Genomic DNA, 20,159 nt, shown 5'->3' with positions numbered 1-20,159 from the left:
ACTGCTTTGCCTTGCCTATTGTATATCTGTTGTTACAAAAGGAGCGAATCCGCCAGCGTTCAGGCTTTCATGAAGCCCCGCTGCATTTAGAAAATCACCAACGATCGCAATATCTTCCGGCGTTTCCACCAGCATGGAGACCGCAACGATCATGCCTTCGGCACGTCCGCCCGACAGCTTTGCCGCAAGGCTTGCCACCTTTACATCCGCCTGCCGCGCCGTCACATCATCGGACAGCACATACCAATACCAGACATAACGGCGCGCCCCAGTGTCTTCCGGGACAATCAGATAACTGGAGGGCACCAGCCCATAGCCAAAGACATCCTCTTTTGTGATCCCGGATTTTATCGCCTCCAGATCTTTGCTGCCGGTAAGGTTGTTGCGACCGGCGATCAGTTCCTTGCCGGGGGCTTCATCTCCATAATAGGCCACGAACAAAGACACCCTATGATCGCCATTGGAATACAGCCATGTGGCCTGACCATCGGCCCCGACAAAGCTGCCCTGCCATTGCCCCGGACCAGCGCGGCCCAGCAATCGCCAGTCGCCCGATGCAGCGGGGGCGTGTAAGGTTACCGGAGAAATGGCATTGCCCCGCATCATATCGAAAGCATAAAGCCGCAGCCCAAGGCTGATAAAAAGCGCCGCCGTAAAGACCCCCAGAATATATCCCATAGAGGCCGATTGGGCGGCCCCTTCTTCCCGGGGCAATGGCTGCGCCGGACCCTGAGGGAGCGGATCGCGCATCATCCACGCAATGCCGAATAAAAGCAGCATCACAAACGATAGGAACACAAAACCATAAACAAGGTGATCCACCCCCACTGCCAATTCAAAATTGCTTAAATGGGCGATCATCACAATGCCATAAGCACGCACCACATTGGCCAGGATCGGCACCAGAACAGACAGCAGCATATAAAAAGACCGCTTGGCCCAGCTTTGGAACATGGTGCCTGAAATCAAGGCGCCCAATGCCAGACTGGCGATCAAAAAACGTACGCCGGCACAGGCTTCCGCCACAAGGAATGTGCCACCGGGGATCACAATGATCCAGTTTTCATGAAACACCGGCACGCCGCTCCACCGCAAAAGCGCTGTGGAATAATCCGCCGTCAATTGCTGCAAGGGCTGGATGCAAAATCGCCAAAAGGAACCATGAAAAACAGATAGCCAAGGGGAAACATCAAAACACGGGCGACAGAAACCCCCATGATGGCCAGCACGGCCCCCTGAATGAACCCGACCACCGCCAAATGCTGCAGCACATTGGCGGCCATCAATTCCCCCACCAGCCATAAAAGGCCCGCACCGAAAATCCAGCCCACCCCGAAAAGAGACGGGCGCACAGGAAGCTGCGCCAATAAGTGCCGCTTGTCCCACGCCAGATATATCGCCACCGGAGCAATCAAAAAGCCATGGCCATAGGTGGCGGAATTCATCCACACAGTGACCATAGACCAGACAGCCTTATGGAAAATCAGCCCCATCATCACAAGCAAAAGAGCCGTCACGCCCCATCCACGGCGCAGCGCATCTTTTGATGATTGGGCAAGTGCTTGCTTTTCTATCGGCATGTCACGCATCAGCTTCGCCCCCTTCAGCCCAATGATCTTGACAAAATCGGACCCATTTTATTGGCAAGCCACAAAGGCATTTTCTGCCATGCTTTGATGGCAAGGCGATATTTTGGATTGAGCGGATTGTTTTCAGGGACCGATTTGGCGGCAATCAAACGATATTCATAATGCAAAGGCTCTGGCTCAAAGCCCCAATATTTCTTGAAATTATAAGTTCCGGTGCCGCATTTACTGCGACCGAAATCAAAGATCCGGTCACCACGTGCCGCCGCCCGGCGCATCACCTCCCAATACATGAAATCATTGCCGGCAACGGCCCGTGCGGCCATTGATCCACCACCATAATAAGGCAGGACAACGCCATTATAGCGAAAGGACATCACACCCGCGACGGTTTCCGCCGCCGATTTGATCAGCAATAATTCGCACTGATCACCGAACACCTCTTTCAGCACCCGAAAATACCTTTGGGAAAACACCGGCGTGCCCAGATTATGCACACTTTGCGCATAAATCCTGTGAAGGGCATCCGGATCGGCGGTTTCCTCTCCCACCAAACCAAGTTTGATGCCTTTGCGCACCATGGCGCGCTGCTTTCTGGGAATGGCCTTCAGATTGTCATCGTCTTTGGCCGAGATTTCTTTTTGAAACGTGACATAAAGATCCGAGCGCCGCTGCCAATGATCGTCATCATGCAAAGGGGCGCGCAGGCGATATTCCAAATGCCCCACCCCCAGTTTTTGCGCCAAAGTGGTGGCGGCATCATCAAGGGCGGCCAAGCAGCCGTCCGTGACCAAAGGCCCGCCCACAACACAAAAGGCGGTAGAAACCAGGCTGCTTCCAAACAGGCGGCTCTTGAGATGCACCAAAGGCAAAACCCCAAGAATGACGCCATCACGTTCAGCAATCAGAAAATGCGTCTCATGCCCGAAGCACGGTGCATCACCGTTCGCCAGCCAGACAAATGAAAGAAAGTGCCATCGGAATGGCTCCGCACAAAGCGATCCCATTGATCGTGACGATCATCGGTCAGTGTGGATAATTTGATCGCCTGCATTCCGTGCATTCACTGTTCCTGCCGCGTCAAAAAAACCTCATCCATCCGCCGCCAAGGCCCTGTGCTTAACAGCCGATCCAATCGGGGATACATCTTTGAAAGATTGGTATAATGACGAAACCGGGTTTTCATCCCGATGCCATCCATATGCGGCTGGCTTGGATCCACCTCCCAAGGGTGAAAATAGAAAATGCAGGGCATCCGGTCGCGACGGTTCACACGCCGCATCATCCAACGGGACAGGCCATAAGGCAAAAGCCGGAAATAGCCGCCGCCCCCGCAAGGCAATCGTTTACCGGCAATTTCTATGGTGCTGATGGGTATTTCCAGAAAATCGCTTCCTTCAAGGGGGTGATACGCCCCGCGTTCCGCATCGGGAATGCCATAATGATCGTGCTTGATGGGATAAATGCTGGAGCTATAGGCATAGCCTTCTTCCGCAAGAACCCTATGCGCCCAATCGGTTTTCTTCGTCATGGAAAAGCTGGCGGCACGATAGCCGCGCACGGCCACGCCTGCGGCATCTTCCAACAAGGCTTTTGCCTTGCGAATATCAGCACGAAATTCATCCTGGCTTTGCGATGAGACACGCACATGCTGCATGCCGTGGCTGGCAACTTCATGGCCACGTTCGGCAATGGCACGCACCAGGGCCGGATACCGTTTTGCCACCCAGCCCAGGGTGAAAAATGTGGCGGTGGCTCCGTGGCGATCGAACAAATCCAGAATCCGGTGGGTGTTTTGCTCCACCCGACACGCAAATCCATTCCAGTCATCGCGCGACACCACAGGCTCCATAGCGGACACCTGAAAATAATCCTCCACATCCACGCTCATGGCGTTGAGGATCGGCGAGCCGGCAGACAAGCGATCTTGATGGCCTGCTTCATGGTGCCCGGTTCGGTTGGTCATGCAGCACCTCGCTTGCCTGATTCACTTTCAAGGCGGGCTTGAAGGCGCGCAATATGCGCTTTGTGGGCATCCAGTTCGCGGCGCAACCGGGCCATGGTATCAAGCAATGGCTTGGGGTTCGGCATCACCACCTCCATAGGCGGGTGCGGCGCTGCTTGCGGTATTTCCGGCACAATTTCGGGGGCCGCTTGCGGGTTTTGATCCGCCCGAGGCTTCACCTGCTTGGCATCATTTTCATCGGTGATGCGATGGGCATCATTGAGGTCCAGCGGCGCATCCATACCGTCATCGGTGTCTATGGGGGCCGGTGAATCGATCAAATTCTCCGCCCGCATTTCCGCCGTTACCCGGTCCACCACCATGCCGTCGATTTCCGGACATTCTTCCAAAAAGCCATAAAGCAACAACCGGTCGCACAAACGGTTGATTTTTCGCGGAACCCCACCCGTTTCCATATGAATGCGCTGATAAGCGCCTTTGGTAAACGGCCCCGCCACACTGCGTCCCGCTTGATGCAAGCGATGCTCGATATAAACAGGCACTTCCGCAGCCGTTAACGAAGACAAATGATAAGAGGCAATCACCCGCTGACGGATCTGTTCACAGGCAGGGCTGGCCAAACGGGCGCGAAATTCCGGCTGCCCCACCAGCAATTGCTGCACCAATGGGCGCTCACGGTTCTGAAAGTTCGATAGCATGCGCAGTTCTTCCAAGGCGCCCGCCGACAAATTCTGCACCTCGTCCACAATAAGCAGAACCGATTTCCCGGCCTGGGCAATACGCAGAAAATAGCTGTTGAGATCGCGCAAATAAGCCGCCTTGGTGGCCCCGCTTTTGCGTAATTCCAATTCGCTGGCAATCAATTCCAGCAAATTTTCCGCTTCCAGTTGGGTGGTGCTAATTCTCGCCACCACAATATTTTTCAGATCCCCATGGCTTAGCAAATATTCGATCAAGGTGGTTTTACCCGCCCCCACATCTCCCGTGACGATCACAAACCCTTCTAATTTGCTCAATCCATAGGTGATGGTGGCAAGCGCCCGCTTGTGAACGCTGCTGTCGAAAAAGAAATTGACGTCCGGCGTAATCTGGAACGGTGGTCGATCAAAGCCGTAATATTCAAGATACATAAATACCCTCACAGCCCATCAAATGATCGTTTCCGGCCCCACGCCACCAAATTTGGCGCCCCCTGTTGCGCACATATTCCAAAGGCCATGCGCCCCCTATCGCTTCTTGGCCGCGGGGTGATCGTCCTCCACATCCCGATAGCCGCGATAACCGTAATAAGGATAATGTTTGTCCCCAAGGCCCGGCGTGCTTTTGTTCAAAACAAGCCCCAGCTTGCAACTTGACGGCACCAGTTCCACGGCTTTTTCAATGGCTTCTTTCTGTGTGGAATCGGCTTCCACCACAAAAACGGCCTGCCCCATCAATTCTGCCAAAACGGCAGGTTCCGAACAGGACAAAAGCGGCGGCGTATCAAAAATAATCAGCCGGTCAGGATAGCGGTCCGCCATTTCCTGAGCGATTTGCTGCATTCTTTGGCTCGCCAAAAGCTCTGTGGACATATCATCGCGGCTGCCCGGACCAATCACCGACAATCGGTCGATATTGGTGCGCATGATGATCTCGCTCATATCCAGATCCGGATTTTTGAGAAGATCCATCAGCCCCGGTCCGCGCCCCAATCCCAATCGGTCAAAAATGACAGGGCGCTCGAAATCCGCATCCACCAGCAAGACATGGAAATCCACCTCGCAAGCAAGGCTGATGGCCAGATTAAGCGATACGAAGCTTTTGCCTTCACCGGGAAAAGCGCTCGACACCATGATCAGATTGGCCCGGTCCACTTCTTGGAACCAGAAGGTTTGCACCACGGTACGCTTGATCAAGCGCATTTCTTCCGCCAGTTGCGACCGCATGGATTTCGGCGTCAGATAACCGTGCGCCGCCAGCGCATCCAGATCGATATGCACTTCCTGGCTGCTTTCGCTTCCCTCGGTGGAAGATAACGCTGCGGCCCTATCCGGCTTTTTCTCCTGGGCATGGGAACCAGACCCGGAAACCGGCCCTGCCCCTTTGCGATCCTTATAAAGGCGCTCCGCCGCACGCTCGATCAAGGATGCGCCTTCCAGTCCTTTGCCTCTTCGCCCTTCGTCATCTCGCATGCAATGTCTCACAAGACTGTTTCACTGAATATGGTCCCTGAACGTGCAGCCGTCAGGCTCTTTTTATGGCACGATCGAAAAGAGTAATCGGGCGATCACCGAAAAGAATCGGAAATCTGAATCTTTCCAGCAACAAGACAAGCCCCCCACCAGCAAAGACAAGGAAGCACAGCATATAAGCAACACCCTTGCTTCTGGGCAGGCCAAAACGGCTTTCAATAAAGACCAGAATCATGAACACCAGCAGCAGCGCTGCAATGCCGCCCAGCAAACGGATCTTATCCATCCGTTTATTGCGTTCATCATTCAATCCGCCGACAACGGTCAACGCTCCGATCACCGGAATGTCGAAATCACGGCGCAAATGATCGATCGATCCATAGGTTACCCGCGCCATCGCCAGTACCCAAGCAACCCCCGCACCAGCAATCACGCTACCGACGAGAACCACGGCCAAAAACAAACCCCGAGGCGGCCCATCCGGCAATAAAGGGATAGAAGCGGCTTCGATGATCCGGAAATTCACCCGGCTTCCGGCCTGTTCACGATCCGCAGAAATTCGCGCGGATTCACGGCGGGACAACAGGGTTTCATAATTTTTGCGGATCACATCATAATCGCGGGTCAGGCGCTTCAATTGCGCTTCCACTTCAGGTACCTGGAACACCCGTTCCTCAAGGGCGGCCACTCTATCGTCCGCCCGGTGCAATTGCTCTTTCAATGTCTCGGCATTGGAGCGTTCGCGGATAAGTTCCAGCCGCAAATCAGAATAGACCGGATTGGGAACGGCAGGTTCCCCGGGGCTTGCCTGCGAAGGTCCACCAGCGCCGCCAAAAGCCGATGACATGGCTTCATATTCTTTACGCAAATTGGCAAGCTGCCGGTTCAAGGTCACCACATCGGGATGCTGATCGGTATAACGCGCCCGCATCGCTTCCAAAGAAGCCTGCACGTCAATGATCCGCGCTTCGATATTGCTTGGCGGCCCCGATCCCCCCGCACTATGGGAAATCAATTGCGGCGTTTCGGCCAATTCACGCTCCAGCAATTTCTGCCGCGCCAGCGTATCTTCCAAGGCGCCTTTTATGCTGGCGCGCGCGGCTTTTGCTTCGGCAAGGCTTGTTTGCAATCCTGTTTGTCCGGGTAAAAAGGCGGCATTGTCCTGCTGGAATCGAGCCAGATCACGTTCTGCCGTATCGAGCTTTCGTTCATAATCGGAAATCTGGCGCTGCAAAAAATCTTGAGCATTATCCATATCTGCCCGGTTTTGCCCCAGATTGTTTTCCACGAACAATGTTGTCAAAGCCTGCACCACATCCCTTGCCCGATTGGGAGACGGGTCCACAAAGCTGATATTGAAGAGATTGTCGCGCTCCGACCTCAAAGCAATACGCGATTGCAGGCGCTCGACCAGCGCCTCCATCTGGGAGGGCGTATCCGCCTCGATATCCATATCCGTCATCCGCGCCAATTGCTCCATATTCGGGCGGCTGAGCAATGTACGACGCATGATTTCTACTTGCCGGTTCACATCGTCTTCCACCGCAACGCCAGCCAGCAAAGGGCGCAAGACCGTTCCCGTATCCACATAAATGCGCGCGGAAGACCGATATTGATTGGGCAGCGAGGCAACACCCATCCAGCCAAGAGCCGCCACCATGGTGCTGATGGAAAAAATCAGCCAGCGCCGCCGCCATAGCGCCCCACCATAAAACAAGATTTGCTGATAAAGATCTGTCATCTCGTCATTCACTTCCCGTCATATGGAAAATCCGGCGCGCCATAGCCGAAAATACCTGCACCGAAAACACCTGCCGCCTTGCGCATCTGCCAATGCTCGGATGTTTCGCCATTGCAGCGAGCTCGCCTCAAAGAAACGTCTCCGGAATGATAATGATGTCGCCCGGCAGGACCATCGTATTCGCCCCGATATCACCGCCTTTCAAAAGGCTGTCCAAACGCACACGATATTCCTTCTGCTCGCCATCGACCCAACGCACCAATGTGGCCCTGTTGCCCGCCGCAAATTCCGACAGGCCGCCAACGGCAATCATCACATCCAACAAGGTCATATTGGCGCGATAAGGAATGGCCGACGGGTTCGTCGCCGCCCCCACGACCCGCACCTGCTGTTCAAATGTCCCGACAAAGCCGGTCACCATCACCGTAACCAGTGGGTCTTGCACAAATACGCTGAGCGCTTCTTCGATATCGCGGGCCAATTCGGTTGGCGTTTTGCCAGCCGCTTCCAGATCATCGATCAAAGGCAATGTGATACGGCCATCGGGCCGCACCTGCGCACTGCTTGCCAGATCTTCATTGCGCCAAACGAAGATACTAAGCGAGTCGCCGGCACCAATCCGATAAAGCGGCGACTCCAAACCGGAAGACTGCAACCCGACAGGCGGCAAAGTATTTTTTGCCGCACAGGCCGAAAGAACAGCCACCATCATCAGCGCACATATCGTTTTAGCCATACCTAATATTTCCTGTCCAAACCCGGATCGCATTACCACACCCTCCATACACCTATCACAGGGGCGTGATATTTTCCATCATGCTTATGATCTTATAAAGCCTAACTGTTTGCGACATGTGCCATTTTGAGAAAATCTCACTTTGATACAAATCTTCAACCTAAAATTCATAAAAGTCTGTTAAAAAAAAATATTCAATTAATCTGATAGATATTGAAAAATTATGTAAAAAATTTCTGTCAATCACACAAAAATGCCAAATTTATTAAGCACTAGTAAAATCCACTTGCAGTTCGTCATAGTCTTTTAGGAAGAATTAAGGACCGTACGATAGGGTTCAATGAAAGAATAAGAGTCTCGAACTCTCATTCATCCTTATCGGTCAATAGAAAATGGCAGTCCGATGATTACTCAGGAAGCACAACTGGCGAATGCGTCACAGCAAAAAACAGTGACGGAATTCAACTTGACTGAGCTATATTACAAATGGTTCGACGTGGTGCGGTGCGATACACCCGACCTGATAAAACGGTCGCAAAAGCTGCGATATCAGGTTTATTGTATCGAAACGGGATTCGAAAGTTCCCGAAACAATCCGAATGGTCTTGAGAAAGATCCTTCCGATGAGCATGCATTCCACAGCCTGTTGCTTCACCGTCCCTCCTCCATCGTTGCCGGAACGGTCCGCCTGATCATCCCCAATCGAGAGCGGAACTGCTCCGGGCTTCCTTCACTTGAAGTTTCCGAAGCACTCAGGACAATGCCTGCCTCAATCCTCCCCCCAGAAACCACCGCAGAAATCTCCCGGTTTTCCGTCTCGAAAGATTTTCGAAAGCGCCTTGGCGATGGGCTTTATCCATCCAATATCAAAAAGAATTCTCCGGAGTTTCTGGGCCGCCGCGCCCTGCCAAGCATCACATTGGCTGATGCGCGCCATTGTGGAAATGACCCGCGATGCAGGCATGACCCATGTAACAGCAGTGGTAGAGCCAGCCTTGATCCGTTTGTTGCAGCGGCTTGGCATCCGGTTCGAGCGCACCGGCGAACGTGTGACCTATCATGGCACCCGCTATCCTGTTTATCGGAATATGTCGGACCTTCTTGAAGAAATTTATGAGCATCGCCCTGAAATCTGGCACGCAATTACGGATAGTGGCCGGATCTGGCCACGGGCCAATCTGGAGAAACGCGTTCTCAGTGCATAATCGGACCGTGTCTTATGGCCGCCCACCCATCCAGACACAGATGCCGCAATCAATTATGGAAAGCAGAGCACAGCGATAATGACAAAAAGCGAGCATATTCCCTCTGCACATTTCGATTATGAGATAGCATTTGGCCGCACGCTTGGCTGGGTAAGCCAGACAGAACTTCATATTCTGCGGAGAAAACGGGTTGCCATTGCCGGGCTTGGCGGTGTGGGCGGCTCTCATGCTTTGATGCTGGCCCGATTGGGGATCGGAGCGTTTCATCTGGCGGATTTCGACCGCTTCGATCTGGCCAATATGAACAGGCAGGCCGGCGCATTTTCTTCAACGATCGGGGCGCCGAAATGCGCGATCATCGCCAATATGGTGGCGGATATTAATCCCGAAGCGCAGATCACCCCTTTCCCCAAAGGCATAACCGACAGCAGCATTGATGCGTTTCTTGATGGCGTTGATCTGTTCGTTGACGGGCTCGACTTTTTTGTGCTTGATATTCGCCGGAAACTGTTTGCCCGCGCCCGGGAAAAAGGCATTCCGGCCATAACGGTGGCCCCTTTGGGGCTGGGCTCGGCATGGCTGATCTTCACCCCCGACAGCATGAGCTTTGAAGAGTATTTCCGCTTCGATGGCGCAAGCACCGAACAGCAATATGTAAGATTCATGATCGGGCTGGCCCCAGCGGCTTTGCATCGACCTGCCCTTGTGGACCCCAGCCGCGTGGATTTTTCCGCCAAAGCGGGGCCATCCACCCCGATGGCATGCGGCATGGCCAGCGCCATTCTTGGGGCCGAAGCCTTGAAAGTGCTTTTAAAACGCGGCTCTTTGCGTCCGGCCCCGTGGTTCCACCAATTCGATCCCCATGGATTGCGCTTTAAATCCAGCCGCACCCAAGGGGGCAATGCCCATCCCGTGCGGCGGATCAAAATTGCGCTGGCCCAGCATTGGATCAAACGGATTGCCCCGCGTGAGGATATTTATGCCTCCAGCGTCGCAGAGGATGCCCCGACACTTTATAAAATCCTCGACCTCGCCCGATGGGCACCGTCCGGAGACAATGAACAACCTTGGCGGTTCGATGTTCTGGACGACCATCATATACGCGTTCATTTACACTATGAGCCGGGGGCCAATATCTATGAATACGCCAATGGTCGCCCTATCTGGCTGGCGGCTGGCGGCCTTTTGGAAACGCTCCGCATCGCGGCAAGCAAATTCGGTTTTACGTGCGACTGGACCATCGAGAACGAAAATGAGCCGGAACACATTCGGCTTTTTGTGACATTCAAAGAAAATGACACGGTCCCCGCCAGCCCGCTGGCCCCTTTCATCATGTCCCGCACAGTGGATCGTCGGCCCTATCGGCGGGACAGGCTGGACGCGCAAGAGAAGAAATGCCTGGAGGCGGCGCTTTCCGACACATTCTATATCGAATGGTTTGAAAGCCGCAAAGACCGCTGGGCCGCCACCCGCCTGAATATGCTGGCCACAAGGCTGCGGTTGACCATCGAGGATTGCCATAAAGTCCATCAAAAGGCGATCCACTTTGAAAACAACCATGCGGCTTATGGCTTGCCGGCAAAAGCCGTGGGGCTGGATCCCATGACCATTGCCATCATGCGCTGGGCCAATGCGAAATGGTCGCGCTCTAAAATCCTGAACCGGTTTTTAGGCGGCGCATGGGCGGCCAGCTTACAACTGGATATTTTGCCCGGCCTCAATTGTGCGGCGCATTTCTTCATAAGATGGCGAGAAGACCGGCCAGACAGGCCGGTGAGCGACTGGATCGAGGCTGGCCGCACTTTACAGCGCTTTTGGCTGACGGCGGAATCCCTTGGCCTTAGCTGCAACCAAGTTTTGCGCCATTGATCTTCGGCCATGGAGCCGCCCATCAACATCGCTGGTCCGAACGCCGCACAGCCGAAAAAGCCCAAGCCATCGGGCAAACTTTCGAGGCACTGCTGGGATGCTCAACCGATGCAGTGGTTTTTCCCGGTCGTATTGGCCGTGGCCGCTCCCTTGTACAATCCCGCTCTGTCCGGCAACCCTTAAGCGCCTGATGGTGAACGGATCCGGCTTCGGGGCTGGAAATCCTTAGAATTGAACGCCAGGGCATCGGACATTTCAACCCGCCAAAACGGAAGAAAAAGGCAAGGTCGCGAAAATCCTTTTGATGCCAGACCGGCATCTCCTTGCGCATCGCTAGCAAGCTAGACGCCACATCGCCAGTCAAAGGCCGTCGAACCCGGCTTTTCAAAGCCACCATGAAAGGCATTACCATGGTGGAATATAAGGTGGCATCTTTCGCAAAATGAACCGCCGCCGCTTTTTGCCAATCGGATAAATGAAAAGCCGCCCGCAGCGAATTCAAATAATCAATGGTGAACAATTCCGGCTGACGATCGGCATATTGATAAGCGAAATAATCAATGGACCGTTCCGACTTCAAATGCCCGAAATCCACCATATAAAGCCCCCCGCCCGGCTTTAAAATACGGCGCGCAGCTTCCAGACATTTATGAAATGCACGGAGATTGGGAAGCTGATGCAGCACGACCGTAGACATCACGGCGTCGCAACTGGCATCGGGAAGATCGGATAATGCGGTGATATCGCCTTTTTGGAAGGTCACATTTTTCAACCCTTGCTCTTTGCAATGGGCGCGGGCGCGATCCAACATTTCATCAGAGAGATCAATCCCGATGAAATTGGTTTCGGGGTTCAGGCGGGCCACCATGGCCAATTGGGTTGCCGGACCACAACCAAGATCCACCACCGTTTCATTGGGACGGATAACGGAACAGATTTGCGCACAATGATAAAGATAGACCGGGGCCATAACCCCGTCTTCGCGGCCCGCCCGGGTGAAGGCGGCAACCTTTTCGGGGTCTTCCATCACCAGATCCGGCTCTGGCACACGTGCGCTGGTTTCCAAACTCACCAGTTCTCGCGCAAATGTCTTCAATAAGCCAAATTCAGACACAGCCATCTCCAATATCGCTGGCGAAAGAAAGAATGAATTCTACGCCTTTACCGTCACCAGTATAAGCGGGAAGTGTTAGGAAAAAGAAAAAGGGCCCGCACTTTGCGAGCCCTTCCTTTCGTGACGCTCCCCCTGGGATGTCTCAGGCGTTACGACGACGCCGTGCAACACCCGCTCCCATCAGCATGAAGGCACCACCCAAAAGGGCCAGCGTGCTGGGCTCTGGAACAAAAACGATAGAGCCATCTTCATTCACACAGAAATCAACGGCGCTTTGGCCATTGGCGGGTTGGCCAAGATTGCCACCCAAGAACGAACCCGTCGGGCAGGACACGGCACCAATGCCAGCGCCGCTATCGAAATTGGAGTCGGCCATCGCCATCAGGATCGGATCGCCGTTATTATTCAGCTTGTCCAGCAGATCCACACCGGTCTTGCTATCAATCAAGACACCGGCAAGGGCATCGACAAGCTGGAAGTTGATATTGTCCGAACCGTCACCGGTGGTGAAATCAAACACGCCACCTTGTTGGGACAACATTTCAAAAGTAGCAAATTTCACACCATTGGCCGCTGTATCATGGGCATTATTCAATACGAACTGGCTACCATCGGTGCCAATATTGTCCACATACAGCTCCAGCAAGCACTGACCGGCATCCAGACAAGCGGTATGACTGAAATTCGCATCCGTCAGATCGATATCGGTAAACACTCCATCGGCACGGAAGCGGAAGGTGACTTCAAACCCGTCAAGCCCGGCAAACTGACCCGCAAAATTCAAAAGCAGAGGGTTCATGCTGCCAAGGTCATTATTGGTGAACTGCGTTGCCTGACCACTGCCGAAAGCACTGAAGGTCTCACCAATATCGGGAAGGCCATTGCCATTGCTATCGCCGGTTTGGGCTTGTACACGAGCGAGAAAGTTGACTTGGTCAACATTCTCAATGACATACATGTCGTCATTTCCAAGACCATCCAGACCGCGAAGGTCAAAAGTGATCCCGTCCATAAGAAGCCCAGCATGTGCCGGCGCGGCCATCCCTGCCACTGCCAATGCAACCGATGCTGCTAAAATTTTCGTGCGCATTTCTGTTCCCTCTAACATTTGAGTCCTGAGATACGCAGGGACAAACCCGACGTTGCCTCGCCACTATAGAAGCAATCATCATGCCAATTAGAAATTCTCTAATTATAACAAGCAACTTTGCGTTCGGTATTTTCTTCCATGCTCCACAACAAGCCTGAACTGTAAATCTTTCCGACAGTCCCCCGCCGATTAGACACAAAGAGAAAGGGCCCGCACTTTGGCGAGCCCTTCCTTTCGTGACGTTCCCCTTGGATGTCAGGCGTTACGACGACGCCGTGCAACACCCGCTCCCATCAGCATGAAGGCACCACCCAAAAGGGCCAACGTGCTGGGTTCTGGAACAAAGACAAGGGACCCATCTTCATTCACGCAAAAATTCACTGCATTCTGGGTGACGGGTTCACCAAGCACACCACCAAAGAATGCGCCATCAGGGCAAGATACGGAGCCAAAGCCAGCACCGCTATCGAAATTGGAGTCGGCCATCGCCATCAAAACCGGATCGCCATTATTATTCACCTTATCCAGCAGATCCGCACCGGTCTTGCTGTCAATCAACACACCGGCAAGGGCATCGATAAGCTGGAAGTTGATATTGTCAGATCCGTCACCGGTGGTGAAATCAAACACACCGCCTTGCTGGGGCTTCACTTCAAAGGTAGCGAATTTCACACCATTAGAGGCCGTCGCATGCGCGTCGTTCAAAACGAACTGGCTGCCATCAGCACCAATATTATCCACATACAGCTCCAGCAAGCACTGACCGGCATCCAGACAAGCGGTATGATCAAAATTCGCATCCGTCAGATCAATGTCTGTGAACACCCCATCGGCGCGGAAACGGAAGGTGATTTCAAACCCGTCAAGCCCGCCATTGGTACCGGCAAAATTCAGGAGCAAGGGGTTTAGGCTGCCCGTGTCATTATTGGTGAACTGCGTTGCCTGGCCACTACCGAAAGCACTGAAGGTCTCACCAATATCGGGAAGGCCATTATTGTTCGTGTCACCGGTAAAGGCTTGCACCCGAGCAAGAAAGTTGATCTGATCAATATTCTCGATAAGATACATGTCAGCATTGCTAAGACCATCAAGACCACGAAGGTCGAAGGTGATCCCGTCCATGAGAAGTCCAGCATGCGCTGGTGCGGCCATCCCTGCCACTGCCAATGCAACTGATGCTGCTAAAATTTTCGTGCGCATTCCTTTGCCCTCCACTTTGAGCCTTGGGTTATGTCGAGACAAACCCGACATATTCCCCCCATCAATGCACACGGCATGCCAACCTTTCTTTCAGCATATGCAACAGACCACTATATTACGTTTTTTATTTGTTTAATTTCCAAAAATTAACCATTTGTAAACCAATCCGACGCTGCATTTTGCTGTTGCGGCCCTACTGGCCACTCTAAAATAGGGAATAGAAAAAGGATTTGATTGAAACCGTTATATATCAATCATTTATTCGATATTTTAGTCTTCTTTCCATCTGTCGGTATATTTTACAGATATTAATCAACAGGCTGATATTAAAAGATTTTCTGTGAATTTCGGATGTGTGAAGATGCCATCTCTGCGTCCTTGGCCCTGAGCAGCGCTGTAAAAAAACGGCCACCCGTTTTATCACAGATGGCCGTTCAGATTTCAGCTTATCCGCTCGGTTAAAGGGTCGATAGCAATTCCCGCGCTTCTGCTTGTCCGGAGAAACCATCGCGCCCCGCCAGATCCTGAAGCAATGTACGGGCTTCGCTGGTGCGACCCCGCGCCAGATAGGCCTTCGCCAGATGCAAAGCGATGTCCGGATCATGCGATGCCGCTTCAAAAGCTGGCTGAAGCGCTTCGATAGCCCCGTCCACATCACCGCGTGCCAAAGCGATTACGCCATAGGTATCCTGGATCGCAGGGGCATTGGGTGCCAATTCCATGGCCTTTGTTGCATTTTCATAGGCTTCGTCAAGATCGCCATTTTCCCAAAGAACCCACGCGAAATCATTGAAGTACACAGGGTTCTTCGGATTTTCCCGTGTCAGGATGCGATATTGTTCTTTTGCATCTTCGGCCCGGTTTTCCTGAAAATAAAACTGTGCAAGCTGCAATCTGGACATGGGTTCTGAGCGCCCCTCCAGAACATGGATCGCATCTTTTTTATCCTCAGCCACCCACAGGCTGCGCGCCAAAGTGACCGCCCGCAAAGGTGTGGGTTCCGTTTCATAGGCTTGACGATATTTACGCGAGGCATCCTTTGCTTTGCCATCGCTCAAAGCCACAAAACCTTCCAGATCATAAAGAGCCGCATTGGGCTGCGAGATCGCTCTCAATGTCTCAAGTTCCGATTTGGCCCCATCCATTTCACCCCGCAAGGCCAATAACCGGATAAGCGCAGTCCGCGCCTCCAGCTTATTGCCATCCAGATCAATGGTACGGCGCATGGCATCAATTGCGGCTTCGTCACTCCCCGCTTCTGCCAAGCTTCGCCCAAGGAGATAGCGCGCATCGGCATTTTCAGGAAGCTGCCCGATCATAGACTGGAACACATCAACCGCCTTGCGGTGCTCGCCCTGCGCCCGATAGGCCAGCCCGACCGTTTCCAAAGCAGCCGGATTTGCAGGATCCATTTTCGAGGCACTTTGGGCCTCGGTCAGGGCTTGTCCCGGTTTCCCCAGCAACAACAACATCCGGGCATAGGCAATGCGCGGCTCGATGGCATCCGGCGCGGCATCCACCATTTTCTTGAGAATGGCTTCACTTTCCGCCACATCCCCCGCCAAGGCTTTCATCTGCGCCAAAGCCATGGCGATCTGGACATTGTCCGGTTTCGCTTCATGGGCGGTTTCCAGAACGGTTAAAGCCTCATCCTCTCGGTCTTGCGCCCTAAGAAGAGAAACAAGCGCATTCACGGAAACCCAAGACCCCGGCTCGATCTCCAGCGCCTGTTCAAACTGCTCCACAGCTGCTGTTTGTTGCCCGTCTTGCACAAGCGCCAAACCGGCAAGCGAATAGCCCGCAGCGCTGTTTGGCGATTTCTGCCGCAAGCCCTGCGCGATTTCCAATGCCTGCTGTGTATTTCCGGCCCGCAAATGCACGATCCCGAGACGAATCTGCTCTTCCGTTGTGCGGTCAACCCCATTGGAGGGAATCCGTTTCAGGATATCATCCGCCCCGTCCTTATCACCGGCAGATAGCTTCAAAGTGGCAAGCCCCGTGGCCAAGGACAGATTATCCGGCTCGTTTTCCAAAACGGTTTGCATATAAGAGACGGCCTTATCCAGCTGCCCCGATTGCAAAGCTGCCGCCGTGGCAAGGCGCAAAGATGCGGCATCACCACTTTCTTCCGCAGACCTGCCCGCAGCTTCCAGGGCATCATCGGCGCGGCCCAAACGCAAGCTGGACCAAGCCAAAGCCCTGCTGGCCACCAGCGGAATCTGGTCATCATTGGCAAAGCGCTGCAGATAGGTAATGGCCACTTCATCATTGCCCAGTGCGCTATTGGCCACACCCGCCACCAAAAGCGCCGGACGGTTCCGGGGAGCAGAAGACAAAACCTGCTCTGCCGCCGATTTTGCCAATTCAAAATCCTGCTGTTGAAGGGCGATCAAAGAGCGCAGATAAACGGCCTGCATCGTGGAAATCCCACGTCGTGCCAAAGCCTCGAGAGTCGCCAAAGCCTCATCGAGCTTTTCCTGATCGATCAAGACCGTGGTTAATGTCAAAGACGCTGGCGGAGAGGTGGGGTCGATTTCAACGGCTTTGGAAAAATACCCTTCCGCCGCAACCATATCGTCCTCACGAATTGCCAGCCGCCCCGCCAAAAGATTGGCCACAAGGCTATCCGGATCGGTTTCCAATGCTTGTTGCGACAAACGGGCGGCTTGTTCCGGGTCCCCTTCCAGAACGGCAATTTGCCCAAGGCGCGCCAGATGATCGCCGGTCATCGGATCTGCATTGTTCAGCAACTCACGCGCAGACGCATAGCGCCCCTGCCCCACCAGCGCATCCGCATGATAATCTATCACTTCCGGCAAGATTTGCGCCTCTGCCGGAGCCGCCTCCACCAGGCTCAAGGCCTCCACATATTTGGTGGCCAGAACATGACTAAGCATCAAAGGAGCCAGATAGTCTTCCGGTGCAGCCCCCAGATCCCGTGCGCGAGTCAGCTCTTTCTCGGCTTGTGCGATCTGGTAGTTTTCCAGATAAATCTTCCCGAGAAGCAAACGCGCCGGGGCGAATTGTGCCGATTCTTGCAAGGCATTCTTCAATTCGATCACAGCCGCCGACACTTCATTGGCCTGATATTTTGTCTGTGCGGATTCGTAATATTTTTGTGCGCGGCTTTCCGGATCCCCGGGGGAGCAAGCCGCCGTTCCCAAAACCGCAGCAAACATCAAAGACGCACCGATCGACCGGACTAAACTTGATTTTTTCATTCTACCCTCATCGCCTTATCAACAGCACCAAATCATGCGGCGCCATTTGTTCCCCTTCTGTCAAGAGAGGCAGATCCTATCCCACCTGTCTTTGCAGTGCATAAGCCTAGCATATTGTTTGCCCATAATGTTCACCAAGTCACAGCCATAACAGGAAAAACACATAAGATATGGCGTTCGACTTGCGTAATGTCACACACTGTTAGAAGGTAACACTTGCCTTATGGCGCAAGAACAGGGGATCTTACGGCATGATATATCAGTGGTCATTTATCTTGACCGCTTTCGGTTTTTTCGGGCTCGCTGTTCTTTTGTTGGCAAAAGGATGGCGCAATGGGCAAACACGGCTTTTCGCCTTGGCCGCCATTATCCACGCCCTATGGGCGGTCAGCCAAATCATTCTTGGCTATCCATTGGTTGGCTGGCTGGCCTTGGTGTTGCATACGGCCCATTTTGTCTGTTGGGCCCTGTTTTTGGCCAGTCTTTTGCCCTCGTCCGCAAAGGGGCTTCCGCACGTTATTCGCATCGCCACCCCGGTTTTGATTCTGGCAAAAATCGGCGCGCTTTTTCTTTTGGGCCTGCCGCCGCATCTGGCAAATCTGGTTGGCCAGTCCATTTACATTATCGACCTGTTGGCCATTGTCATCACCTTGGCCGCTGTGGTGGGAGTTTTCCAAGCCGCCAGCGAATATGAACGCTGGGCATTGAAATTCATCTGCATCCCCCTTGGCATTGTGTTCACATATGAATTGTTCGTCCACGCACAGATTTTTGCCGTATCCGGGCCACGCAGCGAATATTTCACGCTGCGGGGGCTGCTGAATCTTGTGGCGGTTCCGCTTTTGCTGATCGCGGCCTCGCGGCACAAATTCTGGCGCGATCCCTTTTTTGTTTCCCGCCAAACCGCTTTATATTCCCTGACATTAATCGGCATCGGTTTTTATCTGATGCTGGTGGCCCTTTCGGCCTGATCATTCCAAAAATCTCCGCGCAGGCCTCACTGCCCTTACAAACGGCACTGCTTTTCATCGCCTTGATGCTGCTTCTTTTTCTTCTGTCTTCGGGCAGTGCCCGCGCCAAGATAAAGCTGTTCGTGGCGCGGAACTTTTATGCCCGCAAATATGATTACGCCCATGAATGGCGGCGTTTGATGGGAACCCTTTCTGGCGAAAACGACCCCACAAGCCCTTTGGAAAGCCGGATCATCCGGGCCTGCGCAGAAATTCTGGAAATTCCCGGCGGGGCGCTGTGGGTGATCGAATATGACCGCCCGCGCTTGCAGGCAACATGGAACTACAAATCCCGGCACGCCATTTCAGATGCGTATGACCCAAGCCATTTTCTTGATGAAGACGGCGCCCCTTTATGTCTTTACGGAAGCCGCCTGAAAGCCTCGCCCTTCGCTCGCGACGATGGCGCATGGGTGGTGGTTCCCCTGCCACATAACCAATCGATCATCGGGTTTCTGACCCTTTCCAAGCCGCGCACAAAAAACCGCATCGATTGGGAAGATGAAGAACTGGTTTTGCTGGTGGCCCGACAATGCGCCAGCTTTCTAGCAGAAGCCAAGGCCGTTGCCAGCCTTGAGCAAACCCGGCAATTTGCTCGCTTCAACCGACAATATGCCTTTGTGGCCCATGATATCAAAAACATCATCAGCCAGCTTTCCGTGATGCTGAAAAATTTTGATCGTCACGCCAACAATCCCGAATTCCAGCGCGATATGCACGAAACCATTGCCAATAGTGTCGGGCGCTTACAAAAGCTGATTTTGCGCTTGTCACAGCTTGAAGAAGGCGGCGGTTCGGCCGAGGAGCCAGAAAACATTGCCGTCCACGGACTGTTGCGCGAGACTGTCGCCCAATATGGCAAAAACCATCCGGCGACCTTATGCATCCATGTGTCTCCACGGGCGGAAGATATTCAGGTTCGTGTTCCCAAAGAGCGCTTTTCGGCCAGCATCGGGCATCTTTTATCCAACGCCTTGGAAGCCAGCGGCGAGGCGGGTAATGTTACGCTTTCTCTTGATCTTGTCGGTCCCAATGCAATCATTGATATCAGCGATGACGGCCCAGGCATGACATTGGATTTTATACGCGACAAACTCTTTGCACCTTTTCAATCCACCAAAACCAGCGGATTTGGCGTAGGCGCTTTTCAGTGCCGTGAATTTGCCCGGGAACAAGGCGGCGACCTGGAGGTTGTCAGCAGCCCCGGCTCTGGCACAACAATGCGGCTGGTTCTCCCGGCCCTCTCCTAA

The 20,159-nt window shown here is 53.4% G+C and carries 14 protein-coding genes and 3 pseudogenes; 5 read left to right on the top strand and 12 right to left on the bottom strand.

Annotation, left to right across the window (positions count from 1 at the left end):
* Positions 1 to 15 precede the first annotated feature (15 nt).
* From JCM17844_RS15605 to JCM17844_RS00335, 8 genes and pseudogenes are all read right to left on the bottom strand, one after another.
* On the bottom strand, positions 16 to 780 hold the full coding sequence (locus JCM17844_RS15605) for an exosortase C-terminal domain/associated protein EpsI (protein ID WP_371863775.1): 765 nt from the start codon (positions 778 to 780) through the stop codon (positions 16 to 18).
* Positions 757 to 1,445 (bottom strand): annotated as a pseudogene (xrtA, locus tag JCM17844_RS15600) (exosortase A); the annotation flags it as partial. The gene JCM17844_RS15605 and the pseudogene xrtA, both read right to left, overlap by 24 nt.
* Positions 1,446 to 1,603: 158 nt before the next feature.
* Positions 1,604 to 2,649: pseudogene (locus JCM17844_RS00360) on the bottom strand (FemAB family XrtA/PEP-CTERM system-associated protein).
* Entirely contained in the window at positions 2,650 to 3,552 is a 903-nt protein-coding gene (locus JCM17844_RS00355) for an XrtA system polysaccharide deacetylase (protein ID WP_210431032.1), read from the bottom strand.
* Positions 3,549 to 4,682, bottom strand: coding sequence for an ExeA family protein (locus JCM17844_RS00350; protein WP_149999166.1), 1,134 nt, complete (start codon positions 4,680 to 4,682; stop codon positions 3,549 to 3,551). The genes JCM17844_RS00355 and JCM17844_RS00350 overlap by 4 nt, the downstream gene beginning before the upstream one ends.
* A 96-nt stretch (positions 4,683 to 4,778) precedes the next feature.
* The gene (locus JCM17844_RS00345; RefSeq protein WP_149999165.1) at positions 4,779 to 5,723 is read right to left on the bottom strand and encodes an XrtA-associated tyrosine autokinase; all 945 of its coding nucleotides are present in this window, start codon (positions 5,721 to 5,723) and stop codon (positions 4,779 to 4,781) included.
* A gap of 52 nt (positions 5,724 to 5,775) precedes the next feature.
* A complete protein-coding gene (locus JCM17844_RS00340; RefSeq protein ID WP_149999164.1) occupies positions 5,776 to 7,464 on the bottom strand; it encodes an XrtA system polysaccharide chain length determinant in 1,689 nt (562 codons plus the stop codon).
* A 127-nt stretch (positions 7,465 to 7,591) separates the two neighbouring features.
* The gene (locus tag JCM17844_RS00335; RefSeq protein WP_149999163.1) at positions 7,592 to 8,200 is read right to left on the bottom strand and encodes an XrtA/PEP-CTERM system exopolysaccharide export protein; all 609 of its coding nucleotides are present in this window, start codon (positions 8,198 to 8,200) and stop codon (positions 7,592 to 7,594) included.
* A 403-nt stretch (positions 8,201 to 8,603) separates the two neighbouring features.
* Between JCM17844_RS00335 and JCM17844_RS16960 the strand changes: the two are divergent.
* The 3 genes and pseudogenes from JCM17844_RS16960 to JCM17844_RS00325 all read left to right on the top strand — a co-directional run.
* A pseudogene (locus JCM17844_RS16960) lies at positions 8,604 to 9,071 on the top strand (PEP-CTERM/exosortase system-associated acyltransferase); the annotation flags it as partial.
* A 55-nt stretch (positions 9,072 to 9,126) separates the two neighbouring features.
* Entirely contained in the window at positions 9,127 to 9,405 is a 279-nt protein-coding gene (locus JCM17844_RS15590) for a lysophospholipid acyltransferase family protein (RefSeq protein ID WP_235898847.1), read from the top strand.
* A 78-nt stretch (positions 9,406 to 9,483) separates the two neighbouring features.
* Entirely contained in the window at positions 9,484 to 11,274 is a 1,791-nt protein-coding gene (locus JCM17844_RS00325; RefSeq protein WP_149999161.1) for a ThiF family adenylyltransferase, read from the top strand.
* A gap of 22 nt (positions 11,275 to 11,296) precedes the next feature.
* Here the strand turns inward: JCM17844_RS00325 and JCM17844_RS00320 are convergent, their stop codons facing one another.
* The 4 genes from JCM17844_RS00320 to prsT form a co-directional block, all read right to left on the bottom strand.
* On the bottom strand, positions 11,297 to 12,388 hold the full coding sequence (locus tag JCM17844_RS00320; RefSeq protein ID WP_210431031.1) for a class I SAM-dependent methyltransferase: 1,092 nt from the start codon (positions 12,386 to 12,388) through the stop codon (positions 11,297 to 11,299).
* 142 nt (positions 12,389 to 12,530) lie between these two features.
* Positions 12,531 to 13,478: a PEP-CTERM sorting domain-containing protein gene (locus JCM17844_RS00315; RefSeq protein ID WP_210431030.1), complete on the bottom strand. Its 948-nt coding sequence runs from the start codon at positions 13,476 to 13,478 to the stop codon at positions 12,531 to 12,533.
* Between the two features lie 255 nt (positions 13,479 to 13,733).
* Positions 13,734 to 14,600 (bottom strand): PEP-CTERM sorting domain-containing protein, encoded by an 867-nt coding sequence (locus JCM17844_RS00310; protein ID WP_210431029.1) that lies wholly within the window; start codon positions 14,598 to 14,600, stop codon positions 13,734 to 13,736.
* A gap of 536 nt (positions 14,601 to 15,136) precedes the next feature.
* Positions 15,137 to 17,899, bottom strand: coding sequence for an XrtA/PEP-CTERM system TPR-repeat protein PrsT (prsT, locus tag JCM17844_RS00305; RefSeq protein WP_149999157.1), 2,763 nt, complete (start codon positions 17,897 to 17,899; stop codon positions 15,137 to 15,139).
* Positions 17,900 to 18,174: 275 nt separating this feature from the next.
* Here prsT and JCM17844_RS00300 point away from each other — a divergent pair, with 275 nt between their 5' ends.
* Positions 18,175 to 18,870, top strand: coding sequence for a hypothetical protein (locus JCM17844_RS00300; RefSeq protein WP_149999156.1), 696 nt, complete (start codon positions 18,175 to 18,177; stop codon positions 18,868 to 18,870).
* A complete protein-coding gene (gene prsK, locus JCM17844_RS00295; RefSeq protein WP_307725789.1) occupies positions 18,768 to 20,159 on the top strand; it encodes an XrtA/PEP-CTERM system histidine kinase PrsK in 1,392 nt (463 codons plus the stop codon). Before JCM17844_RS00300 ends, prsK begins: the two co-directional genes overlap by 103 nt.

Origin of the sequence: Iodidimonas gelatinilytica, from assembly GCF_008579125.1 — a bacterium.
Classification (GTDB): Bacteria; Pseudomonadota; Alphaproteobacteria; order Sphingomonadales; family Rhodothalassiaceae; genus Iodidimonas; species Iodidimonas muriae.
Note: the sequence above shows the minus strand (reverse complement) of the source record. Positions and strands in the feature narration are given on the sequence as shown.